This window comes from Streptomyces sp. NPDC091387 (assembly GCF_044756945.1).
Taxonomy (GTDB): domain Bacteria; phylum Actinomycetota; class Actinomycetes; order Streptomycetales; family Streptomycetaceae; genus Streptomyces.
Genome location: NZ_JBIVTZ010000009.1, coordinates 159,162 through 177,377, shown reverse-complemented (window position 1 = coordinate 177,377; position 18,216 = coordinate 159,162). Strand labels below are relative to the sequence as shown.

General features: G+C 72.1%; 16 protein-coding genes. 13 read left to right on the top strand and 3 right to left on the bottom strand.

Translation table 11 applies throughout. The features are described from left to right. Positions 1-85: 85 nt before the first annotated feature. From ACIQM0_RS20115 to ACIQM0_RS20090, 6 genes are all read left to right on the top strand, one after another. Positions 86-652, top strand: coding sequence for a 2Fe-2S iron-sulfur cluster-binding protein (locus tag ACIQM0_RS20115; protein ID WP_401288395.1), 567 nt, complete (start codon positions 86-88; stop codon positions 650-652). Beyond that, positions 649-1,635, top strand: coding sequence for an FAD binding domain-containing protein (locus ACIQM0_RS20110; RefSeq protein WP_401288392.1), 987 nt, complete (start codon positions 649-651; stop codon positions 1,633-1,635). Before ACIQM0_RS20115 ends, ACIQM0_RS20110 begins: the two co-directional genes overlap by 4 nt. Before the next feature lie 19 nt (positions 1,636-1,654). Continuing rightward, the gene (locus ACIQM0_RS20105) at positions 1,655-3,754 is read left to right on the top strand and encodes a xanthine dehydrogenase family protein molybdopterin-binding subunit (protein WP_401288389.1); all 2,100 of its coding nucleotides are present in this window, start codon (positions 1,655-1,657) and stop codon (positions 3,752-3,754) included. Positions 3,755-3,951: 197 nt separating this feature from the next. Next, positions 3,952-4,467 (top strand): ATP-binding protein, encoded by a 516-nt coding sequence (locus tag ACIQM0_RS20100; RefSeq protein ID WP_401288386.1) that lies wholly within the window; start codon positions 3,952-3,954, stop codon positions 4,465-4,467. A gap of 189 nt (positions 4,468-4,656) precedes the next feature. Further along, positions 4,657-6,069: an NADP-dependent succinic semialdehyde dehydrogenase gene (locus ACIQM0_RS20095; protein WP_401288383.1), complete on the top strand. Its 1,413-nt coding sequence runs from the start codon at positions 4,657-4,659 to the stop codon at positions 6,067-6,069. Positions 6,070-6,115: 46 nt separating this feature from the next. Beyond that, complete coding sequence (locus tag ACIQM0_RS20090) at positions 6,116-8,503, top strand: phosphoketolase (protein WP_401288379.1); 2,388 nt, start codon at positions 6,116-6,118, stop codon at positions 8,501-8,503. Between the two features lie 64 nt (positions 8,504-8,567). Here ACIQM0_RS20090 and ACIQM0_RS20085 read toward each other — a convergent pair whose 3' ends face one another. Both ACIQM0_RS20085 and ACIQM0_RS20080 read right to left on the bottom strand, forming a co-directional pair. Further along, a complete protein-coding gene (locus ACIQM0_RS20085) occupies positions 8,568-8,891 on the bottom strand; it encodes a plasmid stabilization protein (RefSeq protein ID WP_207314601.1) in 324 nt (107 codons plus the stop codon). Positions 8,892-8,932: 41 nt separating this feature from the next. Then, positions 8,933-10,048 carry a chemotaxis protein gene (locus ACIQM0_RS20080; protein ID WP_401288376.1) on the bottom strand — a complete coding sequence of 372 codons (1,116 nt, stop codon included), beginning with the start codon at positions 10,046-10,048 and terminating at the stop codon, positions 8,933-8,935. 221 nt (positions 10,049-10,269) lie between these two features. Between ACIQM0_RS20080 and ACIQM0_RS20075 the strand changes: the two genes are divergently transcribed. Continuing rightward, positions 10,270-10,836 (top strand): hypothetical protein, encoded by a 567-nt coding sequence (locus tag ACIQM0_RS20075; protein WP_401288374.1) that lies wholly within the window; start codon positions 10,270-10,272, stop codon positions 10,834-10,836. A 10-nt stretch (positions 10,837-10,846) separates the two neighbouring features. After that, positions 10,847-12,181, top strand: coding sequence for a glutaminase A (gene glsA / locus ACIQM0_RS20070; RefSeq protein WP_401288371.1), 1,335 nt, complete (start codon positions 10,847-10,849; stop codon positions 12,179-12,181). A 48-nt stretch (positions 12,182-12,229) separates the two neighbouring features. On the opposite strand, the gene ACIQM0_RS20065 is transcribed toward glsA, so the two are convergent. After that, positions 12,230-13,051 (bottom strand): endonuclease I family protein, encoded by an 822-nt coding sequence (locus ACIQM0_RS20065; protein WP_401288368.1) that lies wholly within the window; start codon positions 13,049-13,051, stop codon positions 12,230-12,232. Between the two features lie 252 nt (positions 13,052-13,303). On the opposite strand from ACIQM0_RS20065, the gene ACIQM0_RS20060 reads away from it, so the two are divergent. The 5 genes from ACIQM0_RS20060 to ACIQM0_RS20040 all read left to right on the top strand — a co-directional run bounded on the left by ACIQM0_RS20060 (position 13,304) and on the right by ACIQM0_RS20040 (position 18,097). After that, positions 13,304-13,498, top strand: coding sequence for a hypothetical protein (locus ACIQM0_RS20060; protein ID WP_363021845.1), 195 nt, complete (start codon positions 13,304-13,306; stop codon positions 13,496-13,498). 103 nt (positions 13,499-13,601) lie between these two features. After that, complete coding sequence (locus ACIQM0_RS20055) at positions 13,602-14,759, top strand: methyltransferase (protein WP_401288366.1); 1,158 nt, start codon at positions 13,602-13,604, stop codon at positions 14,757-14,759. Between the two features lie 104 nt (positions 14,760-14,863). Next, entirely contained in the window at positions 14,864-16,042 is a 1,179-nt protein-coding gene (locus ACIQM0_RS20050) for an acyl-CoA dehydrogenase family protein (RefSeq protein ID WP_401288363.1), read from the top strand. A 150-nt stretch (positions 16,043-16,192) separates the two neighbouring features. After that, on the top strand, positions 16,193-17,062 hold the full coding sequence (locus ACIQM0_RS20045; RefSeq protein WP_401288360.1) for a helix-turn-helix domain-containing protein: 870 nt from the start codon (positions 16,193-16,195) through the stop codon (positions 17,060-17,062). A 165-nt stretch (positions 17,063-17,227) separates the two neighbouring features. Next, positions 17,228-18,097 carry an ABC transporter ATP-binding protein gene (locus ACIQM0_RS20040; RefSeq protein WP_401288357.1) on the top strand — a complete coding sequence of 290 codons (870 nt, stop codon included), beginning with the start codon at positions 17,228-17,230 and terminating at the stop codon, positions 18,095-18,097. Positions 18,098-18,216: the final 119 nt, after the last annotated feature.

Below are 18,216 nucleotides of genomic sequence, written 5' to 3'. Positions count from 1 at the left end.
CCTCTCTGGTAGAAAGCAGACAAAGCGACCCGGGGTGAAGTAGGCGACCCGGGGTGAAGCGACCCCGAGCGAAAGGCCCCGGCACGTGGACCCCACCACCCAGCGGGAGGACGGCGGGGGAGACCCGCGGGCGACCGCCGGCCGTTCCACCCTGACCCTGAACATCAACGGAACCGAGCGCACACTGACGCTCGACCACCGCACCACGGTCCTGGACACGCTGCGTCAGCACCTGGCCCTGACCGGCGCGAAGAAGGGCTGCGACCACGGCCAGTGCGGTGCCTGCACCGTCCTGGTGGACGGTCGGCGGGCGAACAGCTGCCTGCTCCTGGCCGTCGCGTACGACGGCTCCCGCATCACCACGATCGAGGGCCTGGCCGACGGCGACCGGCTGCACCCCCTCCAGGCGGCCTTCGTGGACCGTGACGCGCTCCAGTGCGGCTACTGCACGCCCGGCCAGATCTGCTCGGCCGTCGGAGTGCTGGGCGAGGCCGCCGACGGCTTCCCCTCCCACGCCACCGGGCACACCGCCCCCGTCACCGCCCCGGCACCCCTGGACGCCGCCGAGATCCGCGAGCGGATGAGCGGCAACCTGTGCCGCTGCGGCGCGTACCCCCGCATCGTCGAGGCGATCGGGGACGTGGCGTCGTGAAACCCTTCGGCTATCTGCTCGCCGGATCGGTCGCCGAAGCGGTCCGGGAGAGCGCGGCCAACCCCGGAGCCCGGTTCCTCGGCGGCGGCACCAACCTCGTCGACCTGATGAAGCTGGGGGTGGAGACCCCCGGCCTGCTCATCGACGTCAGCCGGCTCCCGCTGGACCGGGTGACGGACACCGCCGACGGCGGACTGCGCATCGGCGCGGCGGTACGCAACAGCGACCTGGCCGCCCATCACGCGGTACGCACCCGCTATCCCGTCCTCTCCCAGGCGCTGCTGGCCGGTGCCTCCGGGCAACTGCGCAACACCGCCACCACCGGCGGCAACCTCCTCCAGCGCACCCGTTGCCCGTACTTCCAGGACACGTCCAAACCCTGCAACAAACGCGAGCCCGGCAGCGGCTGCCCGGCCCGCGAGGGTGCCCACCGCGATCTCGCCGTCCTCGGCCACTCCGCGCAATGCGTCGCCACCCACCCCTCGGACATGGCGGTCGCCCTGGCCGCCCTCGACGCCACGGTCCTGCTGCACGGCCCCGACGGCGAACGCGCCGTGCCCGTCCCCGACTTCCACCGGCTTCCCGGGGACAGCCCGGAGACCGACACCGTGCTCCGGCCGGACGAACTCGTCACCGGCGTACTCCTGCCGCCGCTCCCCGACGGCACGGCCTCCCTCTACCGCAAGGCCCGCGACCGCGCCTCGTTCGCCTTCGCGCTGGCCTCCGTCGCCGCGGTCCTGCGCGTCCGCGACGGCCGGATCGAGCACGCGGCCCTCGCGTTCGGCGGTCTCGCCCACCGCCCCTGGCGGGCCCGCGCCGCCGAGGAGGTACTCCGCGGCGCACCCGCCACCGACGAGACGTACGAGACGGCGGTCGACGCCGAACTCGCCGCGGCCCGCCCCCTGCGCGACAACGCGTTCAAGGTCACCCTGGCCCGCCGGCTGGCCGTCGACGCCCTGGCCGAACTCGCCGCCCGCCCCTGAAGAGCCGAGGACTCCCACCATGAGCCACACCCCCCAGCCCCTGGGCGCTCCCGTCGTCCGCCGCGAGGGGCGGGACAAGGTGACCGGCGCCGCGCGGTACTCCGCCGAACGGAACCTGCCCGGCTGCCTGTACGCCTGGCCCGTGCCCGCCACCGTCCCGCGCGGCCGGGTCACCGCGATCCGCACCGACGACGCACTGGCACTCCCCGGAGTCCGCGCCGTCCTCACCCACGAGAACGCGCCGCGGACCGAGAAACCGGACGACCCGATCCTCGCCGTCCTCCAGGACGACCGCGTGCCGCACCGCGGCTGGCAGATCGCCCTCGTCGTGGCCGACACCCTCGAAGGGGCGCGGGCGGGTGCCGAGGCGCTGCACATCACCTACGAGACCGCCCCGCACGACGTCGTCCTGACCGAGGACCACCCCGGTCTGTACACCCCGCGGACCGCCAACGGCGGCTATCCGGCCGTACGCGAACGCGGCGACTTCGACCGGGCCTTCGCTGCCGCGCCCGTACGGATCGACGCCACGTACACGCTCGGCGCCCTGCACAACCACCCCATGGAGCCGCACGCCTCGACCGCCCACTGGTCGCCGGACGGGCACCTCACCCTGTACGACTCCGGCCAGGGCGCCACCACGGTGCGCGACAGTCTCGCCACCGTGTTCGGGCTGCGGCCGGACCAGGTCACCGTCGTCTCGGAGCACGTGGGCGGCGGCTTCGGCAGCAAGGGAACCCCGCGCCCGCAGACCGTGCTCGCCGCCATGGCCGCGCTCCACACCGGTCACCCCGTCGAACTCGCCATGCCCCGGCGCCACATGGCCGCCGTCGTCGGTCACCGCGCGCCCACCGTCCAACGTGTCCGGCTCGGCGCAGAGGCCGACGGAACCCTCACCTCGGTCGCCCACGAGGTCATCTCCCACACCTCCACCGTCAAGGAGTTCGTGGAGCAGGCAGCCGTACCGGCCCGGGTGATGTACGGCTCCGCGCACAGCCGCACCGTCCACCGGGTCACCGCCCTCGACGTCCCGAGCCCGTCGTGGATGCGGGCCCCGGGCGAGGCTCCCGGCATGTACGCGCTCGAATCGGCCCTCGACGAACTCGCCTCCGCGCTCGGCATCGACCCCGTCGAACTGCGCCTGCGCAACGACCCGGCCGACGAACCCGACTCCGGGAAACCCTTCAGCAGCCGCGGCCTGGCCGCCTGTCTGCGCGAGGGCGCCGCCCGCTTCGGCTGGCACGACCGCGACCCCCGCCCCGCGATCCGCCGGGAAGGGGCGCTGCTGCTCGGTACGGGCGTCGCCTCCGCCACGTACCCCGTCTACATCAGCGCCTCACACGCCTCGGCCCACGCCGCAGCCGACGGCTCCTACCGCATCGCCGTCAACGCCACCGACATCGGCACCGGCGCCCGCACCGTCCTCGCCCAGATCGCCGCCGGCGTGCTGGCGACCCCGGTGGAGAACGTGACGGTCGACATCGGCAACAGCGAACTGCCGGACGCCCCGCTGGCCGGCGGCTCCTCCGGCACGGCCTCCTGGGGCTGGTCGGTGCACAAGGCGGCGACCGAACTCGTGCGGCAGCTCGGCGAGCGCACCGGACCGCTGCCCGACGGCGGTGTGACGGCCACCGCCGACACCGGGAGCGAGACGGCCGCCGAGTCCCCGTACGCCCGGCACGCCTTCGGGGCGCAATTCGCCGAGGTCGCCGTGGACAGCCGCACCGGCGAGGTCCGGGTACGCCGGATGCTCGGAGTCTTCGCCGCCGGACGCATCCTCAACTCCCGTACCGCGCGCTCCCAGTTCGTCGGCGGAATGACCATGGGGCTCGGCATGGCGCTGACCGAGGGCAGCACCATGGACCCCGTCTTCGGGGACTTCACCGAAAGCGACCTCGCCTCCTACCACGTGCCGTCCTGCGCGGACGCGGTCGGTATCGAGGCGCACTGGATCGACGAGGAGGACCCCCACCTCAACCCGATGGGCAGCAAGGGCATCGGCGAGATCGGCATCGTCGGCGCGGCGGCGGCGATCGGCAACGCCGTCCGGCACGCCACCGGTACCCGGCTGCGGACCCTGCCGCTCACGCCGGACCGGCTGCTGCCGCACCTGCCCTGAGAGGCGCTGCCGGGTTTCCCCGCCGTCGGCAAACGCGCCGGTCACCGGGGGCGCGGGGCCGGATGTGTTGCGCAACCGGCTCTACCGGGTCACTCTATGGAGTGACCCAGAAGTGACATCCGCTCACTCTTTGCATTCGGGGGGTCGTTCGTTCAACGGGGCGAAGCACGTGGGCCTCGATGTGAGGAGCCTCGACGATGACCGTTCCACTCGACCGGCACTATCTGGTCGAACTCCAGGTTTCGGCAGAGCGCGTGTCCCAGCTGCGGCGGATCATCGCCGCGCATCTGCGCCACTGGAGTCTCGAACTTCACATCCGGCCCGTGTGCCGTGCTGTGGAGGAGCTGCTGACCAACGTCCAGCGGCACGTCGGTGACGACAACACCTGTGTCCTCGAACTCCGCTGGTCAGGACGGCACCTCACGGTCTCCGTCTCCGACAACGGTGCCGAGATGCCGCGGCTGCTCCACGAGGGCGGTGGCCTCAGCCGGGTGATGGCCCTCAGCGACAGCTGGGGCACCTGCCGGACCGCCGAGGGCAAGGTCGTCTGGTTCACCCGGTACGCGCAGGAGCCGCAGCACATCGCGCTGGTGCCGCTCCCGCCGCTGCCCGGAGTCCGCGAGTTCCGCCGTACGCCCGCCCTGGTCGCGGACTTCCCCACGGCCGAACCCGCCCGGGCCGACGCCCCTGCCCAGGCCCCGGCCCTCGTCTGAGACGCGCGGCACGGAGCGGCGCCGGTACAGCCCGTCCGGCTGCCGCCCCGCAGTCCTCCCGGCCGGTGTGGATCGCCTGCGTCCCGCACGCATGGTCCGCGTCGGCCGGGTAGGCGTGTGACGGGCCCGCGTTGCGCCACCGCGCGCGGCGCGGCACGGTCGGAGTACCGAGGCAAGGAGGCCACAGTCATGCCCATCGCGACGGTCAACCCCGCGAACGGCGAGACGCTCAGGACGTTCGACGCCCTGGGAGCGGACGAGATCGAGCGGCGGCTCGCCGCGGCGGACACCGCCTTCCGGGCGTACCGCACCACCGGTTTCGGCGAACGGTCCCGTCTGATGAACCGGGCCGCGGACCTCCTCGACGAGGACCAGCAGGACATCGCCCGCACCATGACCCTGGAGATGGGCAAGCCGGTCAGGGCGGCCCGCGCGGAGGCCGCGAAATGCGCGAAGGCCATGCGCTGGTACGCCTCCCACGCCGAGGGACTCCTCGCCGACGAGCACCCCGCGCCCGCCGACGTCGAGGACTCCGGCGCCTCCCGCGCCTACGTCCACTACCGCCCGCTGGGCACCGTGCTCGCCGTGATGCCGTGGAACTTCCCGCTCTGGCAGGTCGTACGGTTCGCCGCCCCCGCCCTGATGGCGGGCAACACAGGGCTGCTGAAGCACGCGTCGAACGTGCCGCAGACCGCGCTCTACCTCGGCGATCTGTTCCGCAGGGCCGGATTCCCGGAAGGCTGCTTCCAGACCCTGCTGGTGGGCTCCGGAGCGATCGAGGCGATCCTGCGCGACCGCCGGGTGGCCGCGGCCACCCTGACCGGCAGCGAACCGGCCGGCCGCGCGGTCGCGGCCGTCGCGGGCGACGAGGTGAAGCGGACCGTCCTGGAACTGGGCGGCAGCGACCCGTATCTCGTCCTGCCCTCGGCCGACGTCGCCAGGGCCGCCCGCATCGCCGTCACCGCACGGGTCCAGAACAACGGACAGTCCTGCATCGCGGCCAAGCGGTTCATCGTGCACACCGAGGTCTACGAGGAGTTCGCCGAGCGCTTCACGGTGGGGATGCGCGACCTGACCGTCGGCGACCCGCTGGAGGAGTCCACCGACGTCGGCCCGCTCGCCAGCGAGCAGGGCCGCACCGACCTGGAGGAACTCGTCGACGACGCCGTACGGCAGGGCGCGGGCGCGCTCTGCGGCGGCGGCCGGCCCGAGGGGCTCGGCGGTGGCCTGGAACACGGCTGGTTCTACGCCCCGACCGTCCTCACCGGCATCACGCCCGCGATGCGGATCCACCACGAGGAGACCTTCGGCCCCGTCGCCTCGCTCTACCGGGTGAACAGCCTCGACGAGGCGGTGGAACTCGCCAACGACACCCCCTTCGGGCTCAGCTCCAACGTATGGACCCGCGACGCCGAGGAGAGCCGGCGCTGCGTCCGCGACCTGGAGGCGGGCGGGGTCTTCTTCAACGGGATGACGGCCTCGCACCCCGCGCTGCCGTTCGGCGGGGTGAAGCGCTCCGGATACGGGCGCGAGCTCGCCGGACACGGCATCCGCGAGTTCTGCAACGCCACGACCGTCTGGTACGGGACCGAACCGCAGTGACCGCGTCCCGCGCCACCGGCACTGTTCCGCCCGCTGAGAGGTGACCATGAGCGACGCCCCACCGACCATGCCGACGGCAGGTCCGTCCGACGAAGAGATCTCCGCGCTCGACGCCCACTGGCGGGCGGCCAACTACCTGGCCGTCGGCCAGATCTACCTGATGGCCAACCCGCTGCTGACCCAGCCGCTCGCCCCCGAGCACATCAAGCCCAGGCTGCTCGGCCACTGGGGCACCTCGCCGGGCCTCAACCTCGTGTACACGCACCTCAACCGCGTCATCGCCGCACGCGGTATCTCCGCGCTGTGCGTCTGGGGCCCCGGACACGGCGGTCCGGCGGTGCTCGCCAACTCCTGGCTCGAGGGCAGCTACTCGGAGACGTACCCCGACATCAGCAGGGACGCGGCCGGCATGGGAGCGCTGTTCAAGCAGTTCTCCTTCCCCGGCGGCGTGCCCAGCCACGTCGCGCCCGAGACCCCCGGCTCCATCCACGAGGGCGGCGAACTCGGCTACTCCCTCGCCCACGCCTACGGCGCCGCCCTCGACCACCCGGATCTGCTCGTCACCTGCGTCATCGGCGACGGCGAGGCGGAGACCGGACCGCTCGCCGGCTCCTGGCACGCCAACAAGTTCCTCGACCCGGTCCACGACGGAGCCGTCCTGCCGGTCCTCCACCTCAACGGCTACAAGATCGCCAACCCGACGGTGCTCGCGCGCCTCCCCGAGGACGAGCTCGACGCCCTGCTGCGCGGCTACGGACACGAACCCCTGTACGTGGAGGGCGACGACCCCTTCACCGTGCACCGGGCGATGGCCGCCGCGATGGACCGGGCCGTCGACCGCATCGGGGAGCTCCAGGCGGCCGCCCGCAGCGGACGCGACACCGCACGCCCGCGCTGGCCCATGATCGTGCTGCGCACCCCGAAGGGGTGGACCGGCCCCGCCGAGGTCGACGGGGTGCCCGTGGAGGGCACCTGGCGCGCTCACCAGGTGCCGCTGCCCGGGGTCCGCGACAACCCGGCCCACCTGCGTCAGCTGGAGGAGTGGCTGCGCTCCTACCGGCCCGAGCAACTCTTCGACGCCCAAGGGCGGCCCTCGGCCCAGGTCCTGGCCTGTGTGCCCGGGGGCACGGACCGGCTCGGTTCCTCGCCGTACGCCAACGGCGGGCTGCTCCTGCGCGACCTGCCCGTTCCGCCGCTCGACGGGCACGGGGTCAGGGTGGACCGGCCCGGCACCGTACAGCACGAACCGACCCGGGTCCTGGGTGGACTGCTGGAGGCCGTCATGGCGGCCACCGCCGACCGCAGGGACTTCCGGGTCGTCGGCCCCGACGAGACGGCCTCGAACCGGCTCGACGCGCTCTACGGGGCCACCGGCAAGGCGTGGCAGGCCGGGACGCTGCCCACCGACGAGCACCTCGCCCGCGACGGCCGCGTCATGGAGATCCTCTCCGAGCACCTGTGCCAGGGCTGGCTGGAGGGCTATCTGCTCACCGGCAGGCACGGACTCTTCTCCTGCTACGAGGCGTTCGCGCACATCGTCGACTCGATGGTCAACCAGCACATCAAGTGGCTGCGGACCTCGCGCCGGCTGCCCTGGCGCCGCCCCATCGCCTCGCTCAACTACCTCCTCACCTCGCACGTCTGGCGCCAGGACCACAACGGCTTCTCGCACCAGGACCCGGGCTTCGTCGACCACATCCTCAACAAGAGCCCCGAGGTCGTCCGCGTCTACCTGCCGCCGGACACGAACACCCTGCTGTCCGTGGCCGACCACGCGCTGCGCAGCCGCGACTACGTCAACGTGATCGTGGCCGGCAAGCAGCCGAGCTTCGACTGGCTCACCCTCGACCAGGCCCGTGCGCACTGCGCGCGGGGCGCCGGGGTGTGGGAGTGGGCGGGCACCGAGGACGGCAGCCGCGAGCCCGATGTGGTGCTCGCCTGCGCCGGGGACGTACCCACCCTGGAGATCCTGGCCGCGGCCGGTCTGCTCCGGCGCCACCTGCCCGAGCTGGCGGTACGGGTGGTGAACGTCGTCGACATGGCCCGGCTGATGCCCCACGGCGAGCATCCGCACGGGATGCCGGACTCCGAGTACGACGCCCTCTTCACCCGCGACAAGCCGGTGATCTTCGCGTACCACGGCTATCCCTGGCTGATCCACCGGCTGGCCTACCGCCGCACCGGTCACGCCCAGTTGCACGTGCGGGGCTACAAGGAGGAGGGCACGACCACCACGCCCTTCGACATGGTGGTCCGCAACGACCTCGACCGCTACCGGCTGGTCATGGACGTCATCGACCGGGTTCCGGGCCTCGGCGTCCGGGCCGTTGCGGTGCGTCAGGCGATGTCCGACACGCGCACCCGCCACCACGCCTGGATCCGCGAGCACGGCACGGACCTGCCCGAGGTCGCCGACTGGACCTGGGAGGGCTGAGGCCCGCACCGCATACGGCAGGGCCCGGACGGCCGCACCGTCCGGGACCTGCCGCATGCCTGGGTCAGCGGCCGACCGCTCGGGCCAGCTGGGCCTTCGTCATCGACGAACGCCCCTTGACGTTCTTGTGCTTCGCCTCTTCGTAGAGCTGGTCGCGGGTGGGGCCCTGTGCGCCGCTGTGCGACCGCAGGCCGCCGCGCCGGGAGGACGAGATGTCCTCGGTCGACGTACGGCTCGCGGTCCTCGACTCGCCGGAGCGGGCACGCTCCTTGTTGACGGTCCGGGCCGCGATCTCCTCGGCCCGGTCCTCACCGACCCCGCGCTCCTGGGCGGACTCCTTGATGTGCTCGTACTGCCGTTCCCGCTTGGGACTCGATCCGCGTGGCATCGTGTGCTCTCCTCTCACGGGGGCTCTGTCCGCCCCGGACGTCAGTAGCGCAGCGCCGCCGCGATCCGCCCGTGCTCCTTGAGCGAGTCGTCCGCGACGAACACCACGTCGGCGCCGCTGTCCAGCGCCGCCTCGACCAGCTCGTCGACGATGTCCTCGCGGACCTTCTCGTCCGCCGGGTCCGCGGCATCTCCGCTCACCGGCTCCAGGTGCCCCTGGGCGACCCGGACCGTCTGCTGGTAGTGCTCCTCCACCGCCACCAGACCGGCACGCGCCTCCCGCACGGCGGCCCACACCTCGTCGAGACCACCGGCGAAGGCGCGACGGCCGCGCGCCTCGTCCAGCTTGCCCTCGATCTCGGCGGCGAACCGCTTCTGGCGGGCCTCCAGCGCGGGCCGCAGCTCGGTGAGCAGATCGCTGGGCGTCGTGTCGGCCGGCGCGCCCTTGGTGACCCGCCCGACGGCCACGTCCGCGCTCTCGCCGACCTCGTCCAGCAGCGCCAGGGCGGGGGCGAGACCGACCAGGTACAGCGGCCGCGGATCCGTGGCCAGGACCGCGCGCAGCTTCTCGTCCACCGTGCGCAGGAACTGACGGGTCTCCTCGTCGGTGAAGGTGCTCGGGGTGTCGCCGATCCGCTCCTCGCGCTGCGGGTTGGGCGCCTCGTGCGGAGCCGTCAGCGGGAAGCCGCCGATGTGCTCCTCGTGCGTGGTGTCCGCCGTGCCGCTGAACAGCGACGCGTGGTCGGCGGAGACGGTGAGCGCCCAGAACGGCCGGGCCTGGGCCTTCGCGGCGACCAGGTTGCGGGTGAGGTAGCTGTCGCTGAGCACCACTCGTTCGGGTGCGGTGCGGGGGAGCTGCCAGATCTGGTACTCGTCCGCCGTCGCGAGGACGACCAGGGAGTCGAGGGCCCGGCGCGGATCGATCTCGTCGACCGCCCGGTCGAGCTGCTGCTTGATAGCGGCCCGGGTCTCGCGGTCGACCCGGGGGTCGGCATCGAGCCGATTGCCCGCCGCGGCGACGAGATTGCGCAGCCGGACGGCGTCCTGCGCGTTGTCGGGTGCGCGACGGTGGGTCGGCATGGTCAGGGACAGGGCGGGATAGGGCTTGGCCGCCCGGAGCTCCTGCAAGAGGCCGGCGGTCAGGGCATCCGTGTCCATCTGTTCCCTCCCGGGGACTTGGCGTACAGCCGCGCGAAGCGGGTGATTCGACGAGTCAATTCATACCTTTTGAACCTAATATGGGCGAGTTGGTGCTCCCGGCTCCAGGAGGCATGTGCGATGCCCGCGCCCACCGTGCGGAAACGGGGGCTTCGGCGCTCTTCTCCTCCCTTTCCCTCGTACCCCCGATTCCTTCGTACTTCCGAGCAGACGGAGCGTCCGTGAACCAGACCAGCCCCGTGCGGCGCGCCATCGGCGGCCGCACGGCCCGCAGCCTGACCCCCGCCGTCCTGGCCGCGGTGATCGTCGCCGGTTCCGCCGCCTGCGACAGCTCCGACACCTCCTCGCAGGGCACGGCCAGCAGCACCCGCACGGTGTCCGCGGAACCGGCCGCGTCCCCGAAGGCCTCGGAGAGCCGGCGCACCCAGCAGGAGTTCGCGGCCTCGGTCTCCGCGGAGGCGGAGCGCAACCGGCAGAAGGCCGTCTCCACGCTCAAGGATGTGGAGGGTAAGGGCGACGCGGTCCAGGACGTCTCCGTCAGCGGCATCGCGGTCGAGCCCTCCGAGCAGTTCCGCAGCGCCCTGGTGCGGGTGACCAACCCCAGCGGCAAGGCGGCCTTCTACGCGGTCAAGGTGGAGTTCGTCGACTCCTCGGACAAGGTCCTGGACTCCGTGGTCCTCGGCTTCGCCGATGCCCCGCCCGGCCGCACGGTCAGCCAGCACGCCAACAGCCGCAAGGCCGCGGGCGTCAAGACGTTCCCGCGGATCGCCCAGGCCGAGCGCGGCTGACGGCCGGTCGTTGAACGCCGCCGACGCGGTCACGGACGCCCTGCGCGAACTGCACACCCGGTTCGTCGGCCGGCGCGACGGGCGGCTCGCGGACTACATCCCGCAGCTGGCCCTGGCCGACCCCGAGGCGTTCGGTCTTGCCCTGGTCAGCATGGACGGCCACCGCTACAGCACCGGTGATGCCGAGGTGCCGTTCACCGTCCAGTCCGTGTCGAAACCGTTCGTCTACGCCCTGTCCCTGTCCGTCCTCGGGCTCGACGAGGTGGGCCGCTGGGTCGGCGCCGAGCCCAGCGGCGAGGCGTTCAACGCCATCAGCCTGGAGCCGGGCACCGGGCGTCCCGCCAACGCCATGGTCAACGCCGGTGCCATCGTCACCACCGCCCTGGTCCCCGACACCCGGGACGCCCCGAGGTTCGACCGGATCCTCGACTTCCTGAGCCGCTTCGCCGGCCGGCGGCTGGACGTCGACGAGCAGGTGTACGCCTCCGAGGCGCTCACCGGCGACCGCAACCGCGCCCTGGCCTACCTGATCCGCAGCGCGGGGCCGCTGCCCGTGGACCCGGTGGCGGCCGTGGAGACGTACTTCCGCCAGTGCTCGGTACGGGTCACGGCGCTGGACCTCGCCGCGATGGCGGCGACCCTGGCCAACGGAGGGGTCAACCCGGTCACCGGGGACGCGGTGGTGCCGGAACCCGTCGCCGCCCACGTCCTCGCCGTGATGGCGACCTGCGGGATGTACGACGCCTCTGGCGACTGGCTGCTCCGGGTGGGTCTGCCGGCCAAGAGCGGGGTGTCCGGCGGACTGATCGCCGCCGGACCCGCCCGGTTCGGGCTGGCGACGTACAGCCCGCTCCTCGACCCGGCCGGGACCTCCGTGCGGGGGCACCTCGCGCTGGGCGCGCTGTCGGAACGGTTCGGGCTGCACCTCATGCACAACCCGGCCCTGGCGGGTTCCACCGTCACCCTGGTCACCACGGCCGACGATCTGCCCTCCGCGCCGACCGGGGAGCGGGAACGCGCCCGCCGTGAGCGGGTGGCGGTGGTCGCGGCCCAGGGCGCCCTGGACTTCACCGCGGCCGAACGGGTGCTGTACGCCCTGGACGAGGCGGGCGTCCGGGAAACGGTCGCCGTGGTGCTGGACCTGGAGCGGGTGACGGACATCGACAGGGCGGCGCGAGCGATGCTGAACCGGGGGCTGGCCCGGCTCACGAGCGGCGGCCGGCGCGCCGCCGTGGCCGACCCGGCGGGCCGCCTCGCGGAGCGGGACGCCGCCGCCGGCGCTCCCCGGAACTTCGCCTCCCGCGACGACGCCGTGGACTGGTGCGCGACGGGGCGGACCGGCTGAGGCGCGCCGCACGGGCCGGAGGGTCGCACCGGCCCGTGCCCGGCCCGCCTACCAGATGGCGGCCACCCATTCGGGGTGGTCGACGAACGGATTCCGGTTGTGCTGGTACTGGTCGAATATGACGTCGTTGCGCCGCTTCTCGAAGGTGTCCGGCGGGTCCTCCTGGCTCCATGTCTTCAGCACGGAGAGCCGGCCGATGTTGGGGGCGGAGCCGTTGGACACCTTGTCGTTGGGTTCGAGATCGGCGAAGGAGTCGTCGCCCTCGTACCGCACCGCCATGTACAGGATCATGCGGGCGACGTCACCCTTGACGGCGTCGCGCGGTTCGAAGGAGTCGCTGTCGGTGTAGTTGCCGGGCGCCCCGCTTACCTCGCTGCCGCCGTCGTCGAAGTCCTTGTTGCCGCGGACGGAGTTCACCGACACGTCCTCCGGGCGCAGATGGTGGATGTCGGTGCCCGGTCCGGTGGCCGTGCCGAAGTCGCCGTGGGACTTGGCCCAGACGTGCTCCCGGTTCCACTGTCCGCTGCCGCCGCCGTTGTCGCTCTTGGGCTCGGAGAGGCCGGAGTAGAGAAGGATCACGTTCGAGGAGTTCGCCGGGTCCTCGTCCGTGTCCTTGAGCGCGTCCCAGACCTGGCTGTAGGTGAGGGTGGACTGGTCGCTGATGATCGTGTGCAGGGCGCCCTTGAGCGCGGTGCCGGTCTTGCCGAGCGCGTCCTGGTAGTACGTGTCGTCCAGCGCGCCGAGCGGGGTGGTGGCCACCGGGGCCCGCGGGGTGTCGGCCGGTGCGGCGGCCGCGGTGCCGGTGAGCACCGCGAAGGCGGCGAGAGTGGCCAGCAACGGGCGCCGGTAGGGAAGGTGACGACGGGACATGTGGGGTGTCCTCTCCGGAAATACGGGCACCGCGGCGCCGGCGCAGGGTGGGGGGCGGCTCCGCGGTGGTCGTGTGACAAGTGGTCAGCGGGAGCCTTCCACACGCACCGTGACCGGTGTGTGAACGCTGCGTACCTATCATGTGCAGGTCAAGTGAGGGGCCGGTCCGGGGTCGCCCGGACGGCGCTGCCGGGCATCGGATGCGCCTCCGTCGGCGAGGGGCGAGAATTGCCGCAAGGACGAGGAGGCGGCATGAGCGACGAAACCGTATCCGCATCGCGGGGAGTGACCCCCGACAGCCTCTTGCACACCGGCGCGAGCGACGATCCGTCGCCCGAGGACCTGGTGCTCGCCTCCGGGCGGGACCTGACGCCGCAGACCCTTGAGTGGGCGCGGCGCAGGCTGGCCAGGGAGGGCCGGGCGGCCATCGACAAGCAACTGCCGTAGCCGCCGTCGGGCGCCGCGCGAGGGGGAGCGCGGCCGCTCCTCGCCGTCACCGCGGCCGGAAGTGTTCGGGTGTCTCCCGCTGCTCGGTTAGCCTGAACGCACAATGAACCGTTTGACGACGTCAGGGGCCGGTTACGACCTCGCCCGATTCCCCGAGGACCCCCGCGACCCGTTCCGCGCCTGGGACGCGGCCGACGAATACCTGCTGCGGCACCTGGAGGGGATCGACGGAGCGAAACCGGTCGACCTGTCCGGCAGTGTCGTCGTGGTGGGCGACCGCTGGGGCGCCCTGAGCACGGTGCTGGCCGGCCACCGCCCCGTACAGATCACCGACTCCTACCTCGCGCAGCGGGCGACGGCGGCGAATCTGGAACGCAACGGCGCCGACGCGGACGCCGTACGCCTGCTCTCCGTGCGCGACACCCCGCCGGAACGGGTCGACGTCCTGATCGTACGGGTGCCCAAGAGCCTCGCGCTCCTGGAGGACCAGCTGTACCGGCTCGCGCCCGCCGTCCACCCCGGAACCGTCGTCATCGGCACCGGGATGGTGAAGGAGATCCACACCTCCACCCTCAAGCTGTTCGAGCGGATCCTCGGCCCGACCCGCACTTCGCTCGCGGTCAAGAAGGCCCGGCTCATCCACTGCACACCGGACCAGGCCCCGGTCCGCACGCCCAGCCCCTGGCCCCACCGCTACGAGCTCCCCGACGACGTCGGGGCCGTCGCGGGGCGGACCGTCACCAACCACGCCGGGATCTTCTGCGCGGAGCGGCTCGACATCGGCACCCGCTTCTTCCTGAAGCACCTGCCGGTGCGCGGCGGCCCCGAGCGGGTCGTCGACCTCGGCTGCGGGAACGGGGTCCTCGGGCTGTCCGCCGCACTCGCCAACCCCGAGGCCGAGGTCACCTTCATCGACGAGTCGTACCAGGCGGTCGCCTCGGCAGAGGCGACTTTCCGCGCCAATGCCGACGCCGGTGCCCAGGCCCGCTTCGTGGTCGGCGACGGCATGGCCGGCACCGAGCCGGCGAGCGTCGACCTGGTCCTCAACAATCCGCCGTTCCACTCGCACCAGGCCACCACCGACGCGACCGCCCGGAACATGTTCCACGCCGCGCGTGCCGCCCTGCGCCAGGGCGGCGAGCTGTGGGTCGTGGGCAACCGGCATCTCGGCTACCACACCCAGCTGCGCCGTACGTTCGGCAACTGCACCACGGTGGCGGGCGACCCCAAGTTCGTGGTGCTGCGCGCCGTCAAACGCTGACCCCGGCCACCGGAGCTCCGTGCCCCTTCCGGATTCTTGCAACACGTTCTACTGTGTGCGCCGCCGCACACGGGCGACGCGACCGCGAGACTCCTGGAGGGGCCGTGCACCTCGAATACACGCCTGAGCAGCAGCAGTTGCGTGCCGAACTGCGCACCTACTTCGCCACCCTGGTCCCCGACAACGCCTATGCGCGCTACGCCGACCCCGCGGCACAGAAGCGCTTCTACCGGGAGACCATCCGGCGCCTGGGCACCGACGGCTGGCTCGGCGTCGGCTGGCCCACGGAGTACGGCGGACGCGGCCTGTCGCCGATGGAGCAGTTCATCTTCTTCGACGAGGCCGCGCAGGCCGGCGTGCCGCTGCCGCTGATGGCCCTCAACACCGTCGGGCCGACGATCATGCAGTTCGGCACCGACGAACAGAAGGCCTACTTCCTGCCCAAGGTCCTCGCCGGGGAGATCGACTTCGCGATCGGCTACAGCGAGCCCGACGCGGGCACCGACCTCGCCGCCCTGAAGACCCGGGCGGTGCGCGACGGCGACACCTACGTCGTCAACGGACAGAAGATCTGGACGACCAACGGTGACACCGCCGACTGGGTCTGGCTCGCCGCCCGCACCGACCCGGACGCCCCGCCGCACAAGGGCATCACCATGCTCCTGGTCCCGACCTCCGACCCCGGCTACTCCTGCACCCTGATCAACACCCTCGCCTCGCACGACACCACCGCCAGCTACTACGAGGACATCCGTGTCCCCGTCTCCCGCCGGGTCGGCGAGGAGAACAAGGGCTGGCGGCTCATCACCAACCAGCTCAACCACGAACGCGTCACCCTCGCCGCCCACGGCACCATGGCCATCCGCGCCCTGCACAACGTCCGCCGCTGGGCCGCCGACACCACGCTCGCCGACGGCCGCCGCGTCATCGACCTCGGCTGGGTCCGCGCCCGCCTCGCCCGCACCCACACCCGGCTCGACGCCATGAAACTCCTCAACTGGCAGATGGTGTCCGCCGTCCAGCACAACACCCTCACCCCGCAGGACGCCTCCGCCGTCAAGGTCTACGGCTCCGAGGCGCGACGCGACGCCTACGCCTGGCTGATGGAGGTCGTCGGCTCGGCCGGACCGCTCAAGGAGGGCTCGGTCGGCGCGGTCCTGCACGGTGAACTCGAACGCGGATACCGGTCCGCCGTCATCTTCACGTTCGGCGGCGGGAACAACGAGATCCAGCGGGAGATCATCTCGTGGATCGGCCTCGGAATGCCGCGCGTACGGCGCTGAGCGGGTGGGGCGGCGGGGTTTCAGCTGTCACGGACCGGGGCCGGTCGGCATCTGAGACCGTTCCGCTTCGGCGGACACCGGGGTGTGTGTCCCGCCACGTGGGCCATGGCCCGGGATCCGGCGTGGGCCCGCACCGATAGACTCCTCGCCATGGTTCGAGTGTCCCGTGGTGCGGTGACTCCCGGGATGTGGCGGCGCGAGGCGGGCACTGTGGTGCGGCCGGCCGAGCCGCTCCCGGAGCCGGCGACGGGTGCCATCCTGGCCGGGTCCCGGATCGTTCCCGGCCCCACGGAGTGGTCGCCGCACTCGCATCCCCTGCACGAACTGGTCTGGGTGCGCGGGGGAACGCTGACGTCCCGCGTGGGGGACCGCGTTCTGACCGTGGTCGAGGGGCACGGGCTCTGGATGCCCGCGGGAATGGTCCACGGGGGCCGGGCTACGGCGGGCGCGGAGTTCTTCGACGCCTTCTTCGCTCCCGATCGCACACCGTTCGCGTTCGCGGACCCCATGGCGATCGCGATGACGCCGTTGCTGGAGTCACTGCTGACCCATCTGTCCTGCGCCGGCCTCGACGCGGAGGCCAGGGCGCGGGCGGAATCGGTCGTCTTCGACGTGATCCGGCCCTCGGAGCGTCAGTTCGCACTGCAGTTGCCGGGCGATCCGCGGATCGACGCCATCGCCGAAGCCTTGCTGGACGACCCCTCCGACGCACGCTCGCTGGAGGACTGGGCACAGCTGCTGGGGACCAGCGACCGCACGATCACCCGCGCCTTCCGTCAGACGACGGGTCTTTCCTTCGCGCAGTGGCGCCGGATGCTGCGTGTGCACCGGGCGCTGATGCTCCTCGCCGAGGGCTTCGAGGTGACCACGGTCTCCGAGGTGCTCGGCTACGCGCAGCCCAGTTCCTTCATCGTCGCCTTCCGGCGGGTCACGGGAATCACGCCGGGTGCGTTCTTCGACGCGGCGGCGGGCCCGTCGGGCGATGTCCGGAATTCCGTATCGCGTGACCAGAACTCCTGATTGTCCACGCGGCAAGCGGAATGCTACCTTCACGGAGTTAGGTAACCCTTAGTTGTTGCTCGCCGCGCACGGCGCTGTCCGTGCGTGGGCGAGCGCGCGCCCTGGCCGGTCGAACCGGACGGAGGTTACCGCGGCCCCCGTCCCTCCGATCGTCCGGACATCTTCATGTTCACACGCCCTTTCCGGTCTGCCGGAGAACCCATGGCCGCCCCGGCCGCCGTCGCCCCGGTGGCCGCGCTCATCGGGCACGACCTGGTGCTGCACTACAGCGGCAAGCCCGTCGTCCACGGTGTCTCTGTCGCCCTGGAACCCGGCCGTGCGACCGCCCTGGTGGGGCCGAACGGCAGCGGGAAATCCACTCTGCTGCGCGCGCTCTCCCGACTGCACAGGCTGGACGGCGGCCGGGTGACGCTCGGCACCCCCGATGGAGAACCCGAACGTGACGCGGCCCTGCTCAGCTCCCGTCGGTTCGCCCGGGAGGTCACGCTGTTCTCCCAGTCGAGGCCCGCTCCCCAAGGCCTGACGGTCGCGGAGGTCGTCGCGTTCGGGCGCCATCCCTACCGGCGTGGCTTCGCCGGACCGACCGCAGAGGACCGGGCCGCCGTCGACCACGCCCTGGGGGTCACCGGAGTGCGCGACATGGCCGGGCGGCAGGTCGGAGAACTCTCCGGCGGGGAGATGCAGCGTGTATGGCTCGCGGCCTGCCTGGCCCAGGACACCGGCGTCGTGCTGCTGGACGAGCCGACCAACCACCTCGACCTGCGTTACCAGTTCGAGACGCTCGACCTGGTACGGGATCTCGTCGAGGAACACGGCATCGCGGTCGGGATCGTGCTGCACGACCTCGACCAGGCCTCCCGCGTCGCGGACACACTCGTCCTCATGCGCTCGGGCCGGGTGTACGCGGCCGGCGCACCCGCCGACGTCCTCACCGCCGAGAACATCGGCGAGGTCTACGACATTCGCGTCGAGGTGGGCGCCGACCCCCGAACGGGGCGGCTCCGCATCGATCCACTCGGGCGCCACCTCTCCTGAACACGGCGGCACATCTCCCGGAGCGCCACATGGGCCGTTCCGTCGGTGATGGGCCGACTCGAAAACGCCGACGCACCGTCCCCGCGTCGCACACACATCACCTGTGAAAGAGGAACCTT